The sequence below is a fragment of the Lewinella cohaerens DSM 23179 genome (assembly GCF_000379805.1).
Lineage (GTDB): Bacteria > Bacteroidota > Bacteroidia > Chitinophagales > Saprospiraceae > Lewinella > Lewinella cohaerens.
In genome coordinates this window covers 95190-111956 of the sequence record NZ_KB903548.1, presented here as the reverse complement: position 1 = coordinate 111956, position 16767 = coordinate 95190, and the positions used below count along the sequence as shown (strand labels likewise).

Sequence of the window (16767 nt, the reverse complement as noted above, 5' to 3'; positions counted from 1 at the left end):
AGGAAGCTAAATCGCGTTTTATTTTCTGCGCAATACTAAGAGCTTGTTGGGAAATTTAATTTGGTGAAAAGGAAATAGTTAAAGTATTCGACGGAAATAGGTTGGTGCTTCCTGATTTTCAAGGATTTTCGAACCTGCCGTCGANCTAAAAATCTCACTTAGCCCGCTAAGCTCGATTTTGACTTCTTAGACAGAACCGTAAATCGTTGAACTCCGAGGAGGAACGACGATCAGCGAAGCTAAAATCAGTTCGCAAATTTCCCAACAAGCTCTAAGTGAGCGTAATACAAATTGGAATCACTTATTTTAGCTCGAATATTAAACATCCCTGAAAACATGAGTAGACCAATCTTTGTGTTGGGGGCAGCGCTTACAGATATGGTAGGCTTTCCTCAACGAAAACCAGCTTTAATGGATTCTGTACCTGGGCGAGTAGCCAAAACTTCAGGCGGAGTGGGCCGAAATCTTGCTGAAAACCTGGTTCGACTGGGTTTACCTACCGAGTTGATTACCGCTTTTGGTGACGACCGCAATGGTAAGGCACTTCTTTCTGAATGCCAGGAACTAAACATAGGTGTACGTTATAGTATTTTAGCTAATGGCCGCAAAGGGGCATTGCACCTCGCTATTTTAGACGAAAACAATGACCTATATGCGGGAATTGCAGACCTTTCTATTTTAGAGGTGATTACTCCTACGTACTTAGCGTCTCAGTTGCCAGCATTGGAGGAGGCTAGCTTAATTTGTTTGGAAACCAATACACCGCCAGCAGCTATCGAATGGCTATTGGAACAAGAACTAGATGTACCGATTTACCTTGACCCTGTTTCTGCTCATTTAGCAACACGGGTACAGCATCAACTTGGGAAGTTTCATACCATAAAAGTTAACCGTCGACAGGCAGAAATCTTGGGTGGTCGCCCGCTAGATCAATTGATGGATGTTGAAAAACTGGCCAATAAATGGATCGCATCGGGGGTTCAACGCGTATTTATAACGCTGGGCAGCCAAGGGGCTTATGCTGCTGATGCCGAGCGGCAGATACACCTGCCTGCGGCAAAGGTGACTGTGGCCGATACTACTGGCGCAGGCGATGCTTTCCAGGCTGGCCTTATCTGGGCCAGTTTGCGGAAATGGTCACTGGAAGATTGTTGCCGAGCAGGGTTGGCCGCTTCAACCGTAGCGGTACGGGCCGAAGGTGCAATTAATAAAGAAATGTCGCAGGCGATCTTATTAGAGCATATTCGTAAATTTTGCTAAGTATTTCCCAAACCTGATAAACCAATGAGTCCATACTTGAAAAAAAGCCCGGAAGTCGCCGCCGCCTTAGCAGAAGGGAAAGCCGTAGTGGCATTAGAATCGACAATTATTTCGCACGGAATGCCTTACCCGGAAAACGTGGAAACGGCACTAAAAGTAGAAAAGGTAGTGAGAGCTGCGGGTGCTGTGCCGGCAACGATTGCTATTTTGGACGGAAAGTTGTGTGCGGGCTTGAGCCTTGAACAGATAGAAACCCTTGGAAAAGAAGGTACAGCAGTAGCCAAAGCCAGCCGCCGGGACATTCCCTTTCTTTTGGCAAGAAAGGAACTGGGCGCAACGACGGTTGCTGCAACGATGATCATTGCCGCCCAGGCTGGAATCGAGCTTTTCGCGACTGGCGGTATTGGTGGTGTTCATCGAGGTGGAGCAATGAGTTTTGATATTTCAGCAGATTTACAAGAATTGGCAAGAACGAGTGTCGCAGTCGTCTGTGCTGGCGCAAAGTCTATATTGGACTTACCTTTGACATTAGAATACCTAGAAACTTACGGTGTACCCGTGATCGGCTATCAAACCAATGAGTTTCCGGCCTTTTACTCCCGTGAAAGCGGATTGAGTGTAGATTATGCATTGCATACACCAGCAGAAATCGCCGAAGTTTTGAATACTAAATGGAGTGCAGGCTTAGTAGGTGGAGCAATTATAGCCAATCCTGTGCCGGAAAAATTTAGTATGGATGCTACTTACCTTAACGGTATCATTGAACATGCACTAATAGAAGCTACGCGTGACAAGATAAAAGGGAAAGCTGTTACGCCCTATTTGTTGAGTAAAGTTAAGGAATTAACCGCGGGCAAAAGCCTGGTTTCCAACATTGAACTGGTGCTTAATAATGCACGGTTAGCTGCTGAAATAGCAGTAGCTCGTAGCTAGTATGGCGATTTTTTCACTTAAAAAAGAAGCATGCTTTTATTGGTATTCAGCTTCCTTACTGCATTCGCACTAACTTATTTTGCGATACCGTCGATTATTCATATTGCGCGTGACAAGCAATTGTATGATGTGCCAGTTGAGCGTAGTTCTCATTATGAAAGCACCCCTTCTTTAGGGGGGATCGCTATTTTTTCCGGTGCTATTTTTTCCATGATTTATTGGACCCCCCTGGGTGGATCAGATCACTTGCAGTACGTTCTTTGTGCGATGCTAATTCTTTTGCTTATTGGAGCTAAAGATGATATCTCGCCTGTTTCGGCTAATAAAAAAATTATTAGTCAGATCATGGCTGCTTCTATTTTAGTGATAAAGTCAGATACGCGCTTAGAAAGTCTCTATGGTGTAATGGGCCTTCATGGGCCACTACCTGAAATTATGGTGATTATTCTTTCTGTTTTTACCATTTTGGTGATTACTAATGCATTTAATTTAATTGACGGCATCAATGGCTTGGCAGGAAGTTTGGCGGTGTTGATTTTTACCACTTTTGGGGTATGGTTTTTTGTCGCAGGTTTTACTCCTTTGGCGGCGATAGCTTTCGCTGTAGTAGGAGCAGTATTGGCTTTTCTTAAATACAATTACTCTCCTGCTCAAATTTTTATGGGAGATACAGGTGCTTTGATGTTGGGATTAATGTCGGCATTTTTGGCAATTAAGTTTATTGATTTGAATGATGGTTTAACGGCGAGTAACCCTTACCGTTTAAAGGGAGGGCCAGCGGTGGCAATAGGTATTCTGTTGATTCCACTGTTTGATACCATTAGGGTGTTTTCGACTAGAATAATTAGGGGGCAACCTCCACTAAAAGCGGATCGTCGGCATATTCATCATTTGTTAATTGATGCCGGAAAATCCCACACAGAAGCAACAGCTATTCTGGTAGGATTGAGCATGTTTGTTATTGCTTTGGTCTTGTTTTTCCACGATAAGCTGAATATGCACTTGGTTATTTTATTTGAGTTGGCACTTATGAGTGTTTTTAGCTTTTACTTTCATCAAAAGGCCAACCATAAACGTAATACCAATTAAAGAGCTTATGTTATGGCGTATTTCTGGGTTTTTTTTGGAGGTGGGCTAGGAAGCTTGTGCCGCTTCGCTTTAGCAACCTGGCTTAATCGGGCGGAAGCTTATCCATGGGGAACCTTCGTAGCAAACGGATTGAGTTGTATTATTCTGGGAATGCTGGTCGCTTTTGTCAGCAAGCAAGGCTTAAGTACAGAGTTGAGATTGCTCTTGTTGACGGGTTTCTGCGGTGGTTTTTCAACGTTTTCAACGTTTTCAAATGAACTGGTACAAATGCTGAGGCAAGCCAATTATTTTACTGCGGGGAGCTATCTTCTAGGGAGTATTTTCTTTGGCTTATTGGCCATCTGGTTAGGGATGAAAATTATTGAGTGATACGTTTCTTTGTAACGGTATCAAAAAGAGGAGCTAGTTCCAGACTGTCTTTTAGTTCTAATAATTCCGGTTGATCAGGTCGTAGTGGCTTAAGAGGCCGATCCAATGTGTCTTTTTTTCGGCGAGCTTGCTCGATAATGATAGAGTCTGCAAGGAGCCCAGCTTCTTCGAGCGCTCTATCCAGGCATCGGCGATTGATGATGGCCTCAAATTCAGTGAGGCGTTCCTCTACCTTTTCTGCAATAACAGCATCAATATCAACGTGCGTAGCACTTTCACATCCAGCAAAAAGAACCAGGAAGAATAGAACTGATAATAACTGCCACATACTTTAATTAATTTGCTGTTCTGGTGCGTAAACGCTCCTCTTCTGCCAGTCGCTGTTTGACGATACTGTCAACCGCTAATTGTACCATTTCGGGATAACGTTGCTCACACAAGCTGTCCCAAATAGGGCGTAAGCTATCCAATTTGCTCGTGTAGAGCGTGTCGATTCTGTTGCGTTCTGTTGGTGTAAGGCGTAAGCTTACGTTTTGTGTTTGGTTATCACAAGCCGTAATAAGGATGAAAAATATTATGAGGAAGAAGGCAGAAATAATTCGGTTCATTCGCGATCATTTACATCAATAACCTTTCGTCGAAGTTCAAAATGCTTACCGAGATATACTTTTCGGACGATTTCATCGGCAGCTAACTCTTCGGCCGTACCTGCTTTTAGGATGCTCCCTTCAAACATTAGGTAGGCCCGATCTGTGATAGACAGTGTTTCTTGTACATTATGATCGGTAATCAAAATGCCAATGTTTTTGGTCTTAAGCTTAGCCACAATGTATTGAATATCCTCTACCGCAATAGGGTCGATACCAGCAAAAGGTTCGTCGAGCAGGATGAAGTTGGGGTTGGTGGCTAGTGCTCGGGCGATCTCGGTACGCCGACGTTCTCCGCCAGAGAGCGTGTCGCCAAAAGATTTACGTACTTTTTCCAGTCTAAATTCCTCGATCAGTGATTCCAGCTTATCTCGCTGTTCTTCCTTGCTGATAGTTGTCATCTCCAACACGGCCTTGATATTATCTTCTACAGAGAGCTTCCGAAAGACGGAAGGTTCCTGTGGCAGGTAACCAATGCCCCGGCGAGCGCGCTGGTACATGGGTAAATCAGTGATGTTTTCATCATTGAGGAAAACATTGCCTTGATTGGGTTGAATAAAACCAACCGTCATGTAAAAGGTAGTGGTTTTTCCTGCACCATTAGGGCCGAGCAATCCAACAATCTCCCCTTGGTGTACTTCCAGGGAAACTTCTTTTACGACTTTGCGACGGCCATAAATTTTTACTAAATTTTCACTGCGCAGGATCATCATATCTGGTCGAAATCGATAGTTTAATAGTTTTGCTTACTAATCAATGTATTCCACTTTACGCAAGAATCGTGCACCTACGGTTATTTCAAAAGTAAGGTTGCGGATTTTACGCTCCTGTAGGGTGGTTGTTTGCCCGTTAATTGGATTTCTCACATTGTTAATGCTCGGTTGCTGGTACTGCAGCGAAAAATCAGGATTGACCGTAAATTCTACTATCCCCTCAACATATTCCGAGAAAGGAAAGTTGAGTCCTCCTCCTGCTAGAAAGCCATAATTGAATCGGCGAACACCAAAAATCTGATTTTCTGAAAAATAGACATTGAAAGGATAGATCCCTACCGAGATCTGGTTGACTTGAGTAAATCGTTCGTATTCATCCAGGTTGGTCGTCAGTGTATAATCACCGCGAACACCAAATAGATAGTATACATTGCTATTGCCTACTTTAGTGATAACCTGTTTGGCTCCAAGCGATAAACTAAGATTATGAAATTCAAAACGCTGTGTAGGAAAATCAACAAAACTAGCGTTGAAGGGATTCCCAAAAAGTGAGCGCCGAATAGCACTCCCTTTCAAGTGATAACCCATTTGTGCAAAGAGAGAAAACTGACCTTCTGCAGGAGCGCTTTCTACCGAAAGGATCGCGTGATAACCTACAAGAGGGTCGCGTTCAAAAGCATTCCATTGTTGGGTAGCCATCGTCAAACCTCCTTTGACGCCATAAAAAGAGCCTTGGCCCCAGCTTTGATAACTCAATAAAAAAGATCCAAGGAGTAATAGTAATCTGATATACATGGTAGTAAGGGATAGTCTGGGTACAAACATAAGCTATCCCTTACTGTTCTCCAATTTTACTTAACACGAAGCTTCATTCCAGCCTGAATCGTATTGGTGGTAATACCATTAAAGCTTTTCAATTGATCAACGGTGATGTTATAGCGCCGTGAAATGCCATAGAGCGTTTCTCCAGCAACAACCGTATGGTAAACCGGAGCACCACTTGTATTATCGCTAGGGTTTGTGGTTGGTGCTGGAGGGTTTGGTACTGGAGTGATTACTGGTGGATTGCTCGTGTTTGGTGCAGTAGGTGTTGTTGTAGGACTGGGTGCTGGTGGACGGTTTGGATCAACGATGATAATAGGTACATCAGGCTTAGTGCCACCACTCGTGGGCGTTTCTGGTTGTACGATTACAGGAGGAGGCGTTACAGGGCGCGTTGGCGCAGGTAAAGTCTCTTCTTCCTCAGGTTCTTCCATGTCCAATTCGCCGTTTGGCAAAACGGGTGCAGCTGGGCTTAAATCTAACGTTTCTTCCTGCTCAGAACGGAGTTTTGGAGCATCTTTTACTTTGCATCCTCGAAGTTTTATTTTTTCATTTACAGCAGGTTCTTCCCCGGAAGATAGGCGGTTACGCTTATACAGTTTACTCATTTTTACAGCATACTCCTGTGAAATAGTAAACATGGTCTCTCCTATGCCGACGGTGTGATATTTATCCTTGCCGCGGTAGCCGTTTCTCTTTGGTTGTAAATAAATACGCTCTCCTTCTGCAACGTCTTGTTGGCTATTGCCGATTTTCTCATTATAGCTAATCAAGTTACGGACACTTACATCTACTCTTTTTGCAATATCCTCCAGGCTCTCGCCTTCTGAGACGACAACATAACGGACATCATTGTTATCAAGAATACCACTAGCAACGATATCTGAAGGGGTGTCAATATCTACAGCGGTAGTATTGTCATAACGGAAAAGTTCATAACGCTCAATGAGTGAAATGAGACTTTCAGGATACGTAGGACTGGTTGCATAACCTGCTTGCTTAAGCCCGTAAGCCCAGTTGCGGTAGTCCATAGGATCTAACCGGAAAAGAAACCCGTAACGAAAAGCCTTGCGAGGGTCACGAAGAAATTCAGAATGTGCGATATAGGAGGCATCACTGTTTTTATAAGAACGGAAACAGCTTTTAATGAGCTTACCATTGGCGTCATAGTCATCGTCTTCACGGTAGATGTTATCACCTTGCCAATCAGCACCACATTTGATGCCAAAATGGTTGTTGGCGCGGCGTGCAAGAATACTCTGCCCTGCATTAGACTCCAAAAGGCCCTGTGCTAATTTGATACTCGCTGGAATACCTGTCCGTTCCATTTCCTGTACGGCAACATCCTTGAAGCGATTAATATAATTAAGCTGGGTTTCACTTTGTTGAGCCATTAACCCAAATGAAGGGGTTGCCAACAAAAGCAGCAAGGGTAAAAGAGCTAGTGATTGAAATCGATTGAACATTACGCAGGAGGTTTTGGAGATAATTAAGCCGGTATAAGATAAGGAAAATAGGGATGCTGTTTTTCTATCTCTAAAGGTCTTCTTTTACGAGATAAAAATCAGCTTATTAACGCTAAAGTCTGTTCTAACTATTTTGTCGAAAGCAAATTCTTAGTCTTTTTTTAACGGTATTGGCTCATAAGCGCTACAAAAGTCGACTAATACGGTCTTTTTCAATGGCGAGGCGTGCTAGGTTACCGAAATAATGTACAGCATGAATGAGTTCGCCAAAACGAGGATCTTTGCTGTGGCCTTGCTTCCAACGAGAATAAATTTGCTGGACAATTACTCCTATTTTGAATGCACCGTAAACGAAGTAAAAGAGAATATCATCAAGTTGATGGCCAGTGGTGTGTTGGTACCTCTCTACGACTTCCATCCGCGTGAGGTTGCCAGGTAGCCAAGTTAAATTACCTGCTGCCAACTGCATTACTTTCGCTTCGGGGGCTTCACTCCAATAGGCAAGGCTGGTTCCTAAATCCATACGGGTATCTCCTACGGTAGCCATCTCCCAATCTAAGACAGCCAAAATACGCGCAGGTTCTGCTTGGTCTAGTACCAGGTTGTCATACTTATAATCATTGTGGATTAAGCCCGGATAGCCATCGGCCGGTTGGTTTTGTACCATCCAGTTGGCCAACTCTTCCATAACGGCAATATCGTCTGTTTGTGCATTGTGGTAGCGTTTTGTCCATCCACTTACCTGGCGTGCAACGTAACCTTCAGGTTTACCCAACTCACTTAACCCGGTGCTTTCAATGTTGATTTGATGCAATAAGGCGAGATTGTCGATGGTTGCTTCCGAGATGGCCCGCATTCGTGGCGGTGATAAATCAAGACCTTTGGGAGGTTTGTTTCGTAAAATTACGCCTTCTACCCTCTCCATGATATAAAAAGTATACCCAAATAGAGTTTCGTCTTCACATAGATGAATAAGCGCAGGGATACGGCCATAAATAGTTCTCATTTTTTCTAAAACCCGGTATTCACGAGCCATATCATGGGCCGATTTGATCTTTGCACCAAGGGGTGGCCTGCGTAGTACCCAGTCCCCAAGGTTGGTGCGAAGCAGGTAGGTTAGATTAGAAAAACCACCAGGAAACTGTCTTACTTCTATGATGTTGGTAAGCTCGGGGACATGTTTTTTTAGATAAACACTAAGCGTATCTATATTAATCTTCTCTCCGGAACGTACATCAATGGTTTGATCTTGCATAGTTACTAATAAGGAGGACTAAAGGATAACACAAAAAGAAAGCTTCATTTTCTGCGCAATACTAAGGCAGGAATAAGGTGAATAGAAACAAGGCCACGGTGATGATGAGCCCTACCATGAATATGTTGTAGGAAATAGACAGGTAACGATATTTTTTGTCCAGTACTTTTCCCAGGTGGTATAAATCCTCTACCATACTATTGTAAAGCAAAGTACTACTTTGGAACGTTTTATTCATTGCCTGGGTGAATTTCCCTAAAGGAAGACGAACAAAATTACCGAAAAAAGCCAAACCTACAGGTACCTCCTCTTCACTAGTAGGTAGCTGTGTAACTTTCGGGCGAGCAGAAAGGACCGCAAAGATCAGTGACGCCAAACCAGTAACCAAGAAAATTACTACGGGTAGCAAAATCATGGGTTGGGTTTCCGCTATATTTCGATAAGATAAAAAAGTAATCAGCACACTGATGAGTATCGAGTTGACGCTAATCATAATATTGGCCTTGTTATCAGCAATAGCACTGAGGTTAATATGATTGCGGTATACTGTGCGAAAATAGGTCTGTGTTCCTCTGATAGGCAAGCTGGTTTCAAGTTGGCCAAAAGGCGCTTTTGTTTCGCCTGTGGTTACTGATGCCTGGTTGCGCCTTATCTTTTCGAGTCGTTTTTTCTGAACTAAAATTTGATGAGCTATTTTTTGTTGCCAGTATGTTTTTCCGGCGCTCGTTTGGTAGCGAAGATTGAGAAGCTCTTGTAATTTTAATTGGGCTTGCTCTACTTGTTGCCCTGGGCCACTGCGCAGTTCTTGTTCAAGTGCTCTTAAGTCTGCCCAGTGGTGGTTATCACTGTTGCAATAGATACCAATTAGTGCGTCAGCTAAGAGCTTACTGGCTAGGTTGTCAGGAGTTTGTTGATAAGTGGCTTTTAAGCAATATTCAACAAGGGGGAATAAGTTTTCTTTTTCTTGTTGTTTAAGAAAATCTCGACTGCTGGCTTGTGCCGCAGAGAAGGGGTGCTTACGATTCTGTAGATAGCCCAGTGGGTAAAAGAGTGCTGCTATTTGGGCCGTCTGGATAGTGTCGGGGTCAGCGTGTTCTGAATTTCCAAATTGCAAAACCAACGCTTCCAAAAAATAGGCCAGTTGGTCATCATAAAGTAGTACTTGAGGATCTTGGTACTGTATACACAAGGCCGTTATATGCTTTTTGGCAGCAGCGATCAAAGGGTTGAGTACAGTTGGCGAGACGTCCATTGCTTGTTTTTAGATAAGCTCAAGATAAGCAGTTGGCGGTAATTATTAAGTCTGAGATAATTTTTGTCTTCCGCGCTGCGTTTTTCCAAAGCAGAATGAGTAGCCTTGCAGCATTTCCTTTACCTTTACCGTTAGAACAACGAAAGGTTGAGGTTTTATCTCTTCTGTTGATTCTTAGCAATGTCTACCCACTTCCCCACAGAGATTAAAGGCACCTTCCTTTATTTAAATTTCTTACAGTGCAATGTTGTTGTCATAGGCAGTTGTTGCCGTAAGCCTAAACGTCTACGAGAGTTATGAGAAAATGGAGCCAGTTAATGGTCTTGCCGCTACTTCTATTGTTAGGATGTAGCCAATTTGCAGACCTAGAAGGTGTGGAGCGTTCGAATTATGATGCAGCTTATGCTGTGCCGCTACTCAACACCAGTTTTTCAATGAATGATCTATTGGAAAATTTTGAAGAAAACTCAGTACTTACCGTTTTGCCTGATGGATTGTTGCGTTTGCAATACAGCGGGAGCGTACTGACAGAAAATGCCGATGATGTTTTTGAAGCGATCAATTCGACACTTTCTGGTGTTGGAGGGATCATTATCGAGGACAATATTCAGGCTTTACCTTTTTCCGGACCTGATGGTTTGGTGATTGATAGGATGGAGTTGAAAGAAGGCCAAATGTTTTGGCAATTCGAAAACTGCCACGATAAACCAATTACTGCAACAATGACCTTCCCGACAGTAATGCTAGATGGAGAGCCATTGTCCTTTACACGTACCATTGCAGCTGATACCGGAACAGGGACTTGTCCTTCGCTAAACAATGCTTTGTCTCCGATAAACCTGGAGAATTATATAATTACGCCAGAAAATGATTCTATCTATGTAGAATACACTGCGGTGGATACCGACGGTGTAGAGATTCCTCCTTCTTCCAATAATTCTATTCTCATCCTGGGGCTGGCATTCAGCTATGCAGAAGGGTATATGGGGCAGATTCAACATTCTAGTGGGGTGGATCGTATTGATATTGATTTCTTCGATAATTGGATTAGAGGGGATGTTTACTTTGAAGATCCTGTCATTACGTTCAATTTTGCCAACTCTTTTGGTATTCCTACCCGATCGGTAATTGAGCAGTTTGATATCATTACAGTAGATGGTGATACCCTGCCTTTGGAAAGTATCTATATCGAAGAAGGGATTGATTTTCCTTTCCCTACCTTGAATGAAGTTGGACAAACAAAATCTACCGATTTTGTTTTTAACAAGGATAATTCTAATATTCGAGAAGTGCTAGGTGCAGGGCCAGTAGCTATCGTCTACGATGTAGATGCGGCGACCAATCCAGAGGGAAATACAGATATCCGAGGGTTTGTAACGGATAGTTCTTTTTACGAAGTAAGGGTAGATGTAGACCTCCCTCTTTATGGTTCTGCAATTAACTTTGGTGTGCGCGATACATTCGATTTAAATCTAGGCGATTTTGATAAGGTTGATTATGCCGAATTCAAGCTGGTGACAGAAAATGAGATGCCCGTAGCGATAGGTATTCAGGGGTATTTTCTTGACGGGAATGGTACTGTTTTAGATTCTTTGTATACTGAGTCGACTCGCGTAATTGCCGGGGCACCTGTTGGAGTAGATGGCCGGCCTACAGGTATGCAGGAAACGGTTACTTACAGTGATTTTCCTTCGGATCGTTTTGCTATTATCAAAAATGCTGCAAAACTGGAAATAGTAGCTACCTTTTTCACAACAACAGATGGGCAGCAATCGGTACAGATTTTAGGTGACCAGGATGTAAAGGTGAAGCTAGGCGCCATCTTTGGTGTAACGGAAAATTAGGAAATCTCTCTAAAAATGTATCTAATGAAACATATTTTTATACTGCTGACATTAGCAGTAATGAGTATTACCTCTTTGCGAGGACAAAGTGATTTAAGTAGCCTGTTATTAAGCAATAGCTGGCAGGAAATGAATGCCAATCCAGCTTTACAACCAGCAGGTATTGTTGTCAATTTGCCAGGTTTTTACAACAATCTGTGGTTGACCAACATCACCTTTAATGACTTGGTGGTGGAGGAAAACGGTACAACGGTTCTGGATATTAGCAATGCGATTGACCAGATGGAAGCGCAGAACGTTTTGCGCGAAGATTTTGATATTGAAACCATCGGAATCGGTTTTCACATCGGGCGTTTAGGGCTTAGTGTCGGGCACCGGCTACGGTTCAATGCGCTGATTGATTACCCTAAAACGCTGGCACAGCTTATCTGGGAAGGTAATGCGCAGTTTGTTGGTGAAACCGTCAGTTTTGGGCCGTCATTTGATCTTACCGCCTATCATGAATTTGCACTTGGCGCTTCTTACAAAATTGGTGACAATGTGCAGATTGGTGGTAAAGTAAAATTGCTTAGCGGAGGTGCAAACTTGAATACAGAACGCAATGACTTACAGCTTACGACCAGTGATGATGTGTATCAATTGACGATGGACGCTGACCTTTTACTGAACACAGCGGGCACCCTCTCTTATGATGGCTTACGAGATGTAGGGGTAGATTTTAATTTTGGCAATTTCTCTACAGAATCATTGTTTAGTGGCAATAGTGGATTGGCTTTTGACCTGGGGATTGCGGTGAAATTGGGTAAACTCCAACTGTCAGCTAGCGCCCTGGATTTAGGTGCAGAAATCAGCTGGGAGGAAGAAGTAGCCAACTATTCACTAGATGGCCTCTACGAATTTGAAGGCCTGGATGTAGCCCAGCAGCTATTGGATGATGGAGAGTCTTTTGGAGATGTTATTGATTCCCTGTATAACACCTATGAGCCCACAGAAACCAACAATGGTTACACGACGACCATTGGTGCGAAATACTACTTTAGTGGTCAGTATGAAGTTTCGGAAGATATTCTTGTAGGCTTGATCGCCTATACCGATAACTACAAGGATGTGAACACTACCGCAGTTGCTGTTTCCGGAAGCATTAATTTTTCACCCGTACTTCGGGTAGGAGGCTTCTACGGTTTGCGCAATGAGCGACTGGATAACCTGGGTGTAAATGCGACCTTAAGTCTTGGCCCCGTTCATTTAATGGCAGCAACCGATAATATCATTTCTGCCTTTCGGCCAAAAGATGCTCACCTGGCTAATTTTCGAGTAGGATTGAATTTGGCTTTCGGTCAGGAAAAGGAGGATGTTGACAGGAGTAATGGGAATAGGATGTTTTAGAAAAGGCTTTTCTTGAAATAAAAAACGGTGCTGCTTTCACGAAAGCAGCACCGTTTTTTATTCAATGAGGAGATGTTTAATTCCCCAGAATACGGTCGTACTCCGCTTTATTGTTCAAAATCCGAATCGCTTCGTTAACCTCTGGGTCATTGCGTAAACCGATCTGTACTTTACCTTTTTGGTAGTAATACCGGCCAGCAATTTCCTTTTCAATCAAGCGGATAATCAAATCGCGGTGCTTATTGAGTTCTGATGCTTGTGCATTATCGAACTTCAACTGTAGGGCGGTGATCTCACTCGTCAGGTTTACTTCTTCAGCGGTTGCTTTTTCAGCCAGTGTTTTCAGTACTTTTTCGGCATCACTTTGGTACGAAAAGTTGGTCCGTTGCAGGTAGGTTTCAAAACCGGCAAAATCTGTGAACCGGAAGGTGTCCGTAGAGTCGATCGTGGGATGATCTTGGGCCCATTCCGTGACGTAGTTGAAAATAACATCATCCTCCAGCAAGGATTTGATGATGCCATCATCAGTAGCAGCCTCCAAAAGGATATCAGGCTTCACACCACCACCATCAAGGACGGTTCTGCCGCTTCTTGTTTTAAACCGGGCACGCTTTTCATCGGCAATAGCCACAGGTTCGCCGTTTTTGTATTCTACACTTTGGATACAGCGCTCGCTGGGGATATAGTATTTGGCAGTAGTGACTTTAACCCGGGCGTTATAACCGACTTCCATGGTGTTTTGTACCAATCCTTTACCGTATGTACGTTGACCAATGAGGATTCCTCGATCATAATCCTGCATCACACCACTAACAATTTCAGAAGCAGAGGCAGAACCTTTGTCTACAAGTATTGCCAAAGGAATTTCGGTATCAATCGGCTGGTTGACTGTTTTGTATGCTCGGTCCCAGTCTTTGACCTTACCTCTGGTTGTAACGACAACTTCATCGCGAGGAATGAAAATATTACTAATGTTTACCGCCTCGTTAAGCAGTCCACCACCGTTGCCACGTAGATCGAGAACGAGCCCTTTTAGACCAGGGTTCTCCTGCTTGAGGCTTTGAAAAGCTTCAATGATATTACGGCCAGCATTGCGCGTGAAAATTGAGAGATTGATATAACCAACACCCTCGTTGAGCATTCCGAAATAAGGAACGTTGGGAACGTCAACATCACCACGTGTAAGCTCAATGTTGATGTTTTCCGGTACACCCGGTCGATTGATAACCAAACGCATTGTAGTTCCAGGAAATCCTCGCATGATCTCTTCCATCTCTTCCATGGAGCGACCAAGAGCGCTTTTCCCATCTACAGAAATAAACCGATCGCCAGCTTTCAATCCAGCCATGTCGGCGGGTTGATCTTTGAACAATTCGGTAATGGTAATGTATTCTCCAATCTTCTTACTCTTGGTGCCAATACCGTGATATTTACCCTCGTTAATCACTCGGTAACCTTCAATGTCCGATTCGCTGATGTAGTTGGTAAAGGGGTCTAACGAACCCACCATTGCTTCCAGCCCCGTACGCATCAATTGACCAGGGTCAATCTCGTCGACGTAGTTGGTATTTACTTCTTTATAGAGGTTCGTGAATATTTCGATGTTCTTGATGATTTCGAAATACTTATCCTTCTCATTGCTAATCGTAAAAGCGGTACCCAGTAGAAAAGTAGCTACCAAGCTTCCGACAATCAGAATACGCTTACTCATTGTTATTCGTTTTTATCACCCAAATTATACGCTTAATATAGAGGAATGTTGTCAACTGACGATAAATTGACACTAGTATTGCTGTGAACGTTTAGGTAAGAGGTGTGGACGATGAACGGAAGTCCTGATCACATAACTTTTGCACGTCCTCAGTATTTATTTGATTTTCTGGATTTTTTAAAATGTTTTATCATTTTTCCAAAATCTTTATCTTTCTTCCTTTTTTCTGCCACCGTTGCTTCGTAGTGCTCTCTTTCTCGTACCATTTTTTGATAATTCTGATATAAGTTACTATCAATTTCACCTTTTTCTATTGCGTCTAGTATAGCACAATCAAGCTCTACAGTATGAGTACAATCTTTAAATTTGCATTGTTTAGACAAATTGGTAATTCTTTCAAATGTGATTTCCAACCCAACTTCTGCATCAGCTATTCCTATTTCCCGCATTCCCGGGTTGTCTATAACAATTCCACCATCCTTGAGAACCATCATTTCTCGATGACTGGTGATATGGCGCCCTCTGTTTGTACTTTCACTAATCAAGTTGGTTTTCATCAAATCTTCGCCTGCCAAATTATTCAAAAGGCTCGATTTTCCAACTCCGGAGGAGCCTAGTAAACAATAAGTCTTTCCCTTTTCTATTAGCCCTCGAAGTTTATCTATACCCAGTTGGGTTTCATTACTTATTGATATTAGAGGAATATTTTCAATTCTTTCTTTGACTTGTTTTTCCAAGTCTTCTAGTGTGCCCTTCTCTATTAAGTCTATTTTGTTTAATATAATGATGGGTTCCACGTGTGATGTATGGCAAATAGTTAGATACCTTTCAAGTCTATTAATGTTAAAATCTCTGTCTACTGCTTGTACTAAAAAGCCATAATCAATATTAGTAGCGATAATTTGCTTTTCTCCATGCTTTCCTACAGCTTGCCTTTCAATGATCGTCTTTCTGGGAAAAACATGATGAATTAATACTTTATCATCATCATATTCTGAAATGGCAACCCAATCACCTACCGCTGGGAAATCTGACCTTTCTTGTGCTGTAAACCTTAAATGGCCTATTATTTCTGCTTCGTATTCTTTTGAAATAGTTTTTACGATATACCTTTCTTTGTGTTCACTAATTACTCGACCTACTTCAAATGAAGAGAGGTTATTCTCTGTTCGATAATTTTCTAAACTTGTAGTATACCCTAAGTCTTCAAGCGTCATTTTCTTGTATTCTGTACAATACTTATTGTTCTTCTAAAAAGGTACTGACCAGTTGAAAAAGTTCCTCTGGTTTTTGAGCATGAACCCAATGCCCCGCGTCTGCGACAGACTTCAATTCAGCAGCAGGAAAGTTTTTTTGTAAAAGAGGAAGGTCGGTATCATCAATATAATTGGACGCAGCTCCTCGGATAAATAAAGTTGGGCCATCAAAATTTTCGTCCGCAGTAATGTTCTCGAGTATGGCCTCATAATCACGCGTAAGGATGGGCAGGTTCATTTTCCAACGGTAGCCGCCTTCCTTGTTGCGTGTAAGATTTTTTAGTAAAAACTGACGTACACCGAAATCGGCAATACGCTCTGCGAGTATACTGTCAGCTTGTTTACGATCTTCAATGGTTGCTAAATTCAAATCATTGAGCGCTTCTACAATGGTTTCGTGCCCACCGGGATACTTCTTCGGAGCAATGTCAACCACAATAAGCTTATTGACCATATCTGGAAAATGAGTGGCAAACTGCATGGCTGTTTTTCCTCCCATCGAATGCCCCAGCAGGTTTGCCTCATACATCCAGTTTGCTTCCATAAATGCCTTTAAGTCTTCCGCCATAAGCGGATAAGAATGCGCATCCATGTGAGGGGAACGCCCGTGATTTCTTTGGTCGATGATAAAGACGGTGTAATGCCCCGCCCAGCGCTTGGCCAGTGTCTGCCAATTGTCTAGTGTTCCAAAAAGTCCGTGGAGTATAAGCAGTGGTGGCCCTTGGCCAAAAGTTTTATAGTTAAGTTGCATCGTTATTAATCTG

The 16767-nt window shown here is 42.8% G+C and carries 16 protein-coding genes; 6 read left to right on the top strand and 10 right to left on the bottom strand.

Annotation, left to right across the window (positions count from 1 at the left end; translation table 11 throughout):
• Positions 1 to 336 precede the first annotated feature (336 nt).
• The 4 genes from A3EU_RS30755 to crcB are packed head-to-tail and all read left to right on the top strand — an operon-like array spanning position 337 to position 3651.
• A complete protein-coding gene (locus A3EU_RS30755) occupies positions 337 to 1260 on the top strand; it encodes a carbohydrate kinase family protein (protein ID WP_020537226.1) in 924 nt (307 codons plus the stop codon).
• Between the two features lie 24 nt (positions 1261 to 1284).
• A complete protein-coding gene (locus A3EU_RS0116135) occupies positions 1285 to 2193 on the top strand; it encodes a pseudouridine-5'-phosphate glycosidase (protein WP_020537225.1) in 909 nt (302 codons plus the stop codon).
• A 30-nt stretch (positions 2194 to 2223) separates the two neighbouring features.
• On the top strand, positions 2224 to 3282 hold the full coding sequence (locus A3EU_RS0116130; RefSeq protein ID WP_020537224.1) for a glycosyltransferase family 4 protein: 1059 nt from the start codon (positions 2224 to 2226) through the stop codon (positions 3280 to 3282).
• 12 nt (positions 3283 to 3294) lie between these two features.
• Positions 3295 to 3651: a fluoride efflux transporter CrcB gene (gene crcB, locus A3EU_RS0116125; RefSeq protein WP_020537223.1), complete on the top strand. Its 357-nt coding sequence runs from the start codon at positions 3295 to 3297 to the stop codon at positions 3649 to 3651.
• Here the strand turns inward: crcB and A3EU_RS0116120 are convergent.
• The 7 genes from A3EU_RS0116120 to A3EU_RS0116085 form a co-directional block, all read right to left on the bottom strand.
• Positions 3641 to 3979: a hypothetical protein gene (locus A3EU_RS0116120; RefSeq protein WP_020537222.1), complete on the bottom strand. Its 339-nt coding sequence runs from the start codon at positions 3977 to 3979 to the stop codon at positions 3641 to 3643. The two genes, crcB and A3EU_RS0116120, sit on opposite strands and share 11 nt — an antisense overlap.
• A 7-nt stretch (positions 3980 to 3986) precedes the next feature.
• Positions 3987 to 4259 carry a hypothetical protein gene (locus tag A3EU_RS0116115; RefSeq protein ID WP_020537221.1) on the bottom strand — a complete coding sequence of 91 codons (273 nt, stop codon included), beginning with the start codon at positions 4257 to 4259 and terminating at the stop codon, positions 3987 to 3989.
• On the bottom strand, positions 4256 to 5008 hold the full coding sequence (gene lptB / locus A3EU_RS0116110; RefSeq protein ID WP_026211427.1) for an LPS export ABC transporter ATP-binding protein: 753 nt from the start codon (positions 5006 to 5008) through the stop codon (positions 4256 to 4258). Before lptB ends, A3EU_RS0116115 begins: the two co-directional genes overlap by 4 nt.
• 39 nt (positions 5009 to 5047) lie before the next feature.
• The gene (locus tag A3EU_RS32950) at positions 5048 to 5806 is read right to left on the bottom strand and encodes a hypothetical protein (RefSeq protein WP_156825790.1); all 759 of its coding nucleotides are present in this window, start codon (positions 5804 to 5806) and stop codon (positions 5048 to 5050) included.
• A 56-nt stretch (positions 5807 to 5862) separates the two neighbouring features.
• Complete coding sequence (locus tag A3EU_RS32945) at positions 5863 to 7299, bottom strand: glucosaminidase domain-containing protein (RefSeq protein ID WP_020537218.1); 1437 nt, start codon at positions 7297 to 7299, stop codon at positions 5863 to 5865.
• A gap of 184 nt (positions 7300 to 7483) precedes the next feature.
• The gene (locus tag A3EU_RS0116090; RefSeq protein WP_020537217.1) at positions 7484 to 8554 is read right to left on the bottom strand and encodes a phosphotransferase family protein; all 1071 of its coding nucleotides are present in this window, start codon (positions 8552 to 8554) and stop codon (positions 7484 to 7486) included.
• A 61-nt stretch (positions 8555 to 8615) separates the two neighbouring features.
• Positions 8616 to 9806 carry a Pycsar system effector family protein gene (locus A3EU_RS0116085; protein ID WP_020537216.1) on the bottom strand — a complete coding sequence of 397 codons (1191 nt, stop codon included), beginning with the start codon at positions 9804 to 9806 and terminating at the stop codon, positions 8616 to 8618.
• A gap of 296 nt (positions 9807 to 10102) precedes the next feature.
• Between A3EU_RS0116085 and A3EU_RS0116080 the strand changes: the two genes are divergently transcribed.
• Both A3EU_RS0116080 and A3EU_RS0116075 read left to right on the top strand, forming a co-directional pair.
• The gene (locus tag A3EU_RS0116080) at positions 10103 to 11650 is read left to right on the top strand and encodes a hypothetical protein (protein WP_156825789.1); all 1548 of its coding nucleotides are present in this window, start codon (positions 10103 to 10105) and stop codon (positions 11648 to 11650) included.
• Positions 11651 to 11674: 24 nt separating this feature from the next.
• Complete coding sequence (locus A3EU_RS0116075; protein WP_020537214.1) at positions 11675 to 13036, top strand: DUF5723 family protein; 1362 nt, start codon at positions 11675 to 11677, stop codon at positions 13034 to 13036.
• Positions 13037 to 13112: 76 nt separating this feature from the next.
• Here the strand turns inward: A3EU_RS0116075 and A3EU_RS0116070 are convergent, their stop codons facing one another.
• From A3EU_RS0116070 to A3EU_RS0116060, 3 genes are all read right to left on the bottom strand, one after another.
• A complete protein-coding gene (locus tag A3EU_RS0116070) occupies positions 13113 to 14747 on the bottom strand; it encodes a S41 family peptidase (RefSeq protein ID WP_020537213.1) in 1635 nt (544 codons plus the stop codon).
• A 149-nt stretch (positions 14748 to 14896) separates the two neighbouring features.
• On the bottom strand, positions 14897 to 15964 hold the full coding sequence (gene rsgA / locus A3EU_RS0116065) for a ribosome small subunit-dependent GTPase A (protein ID WP_020537212.1): 1068 nt from the start codon (positions 15962 to 15964) through the stop codon (positions 14897 to 14899).
• A gap of 22 nt (positions 15965 to 15986) precedes the next feature.
• Entirely contained in the window at positions 15987 to 16754 is a 768-nt protein-coding gene (locus tag A3EU_RS0116060; protein WP_020537211.1) for an alpha/beta fold hydrolase, read from the bottom strand.
• Positions 16755 to 16767: the final 13 nt, after the last annotated feature.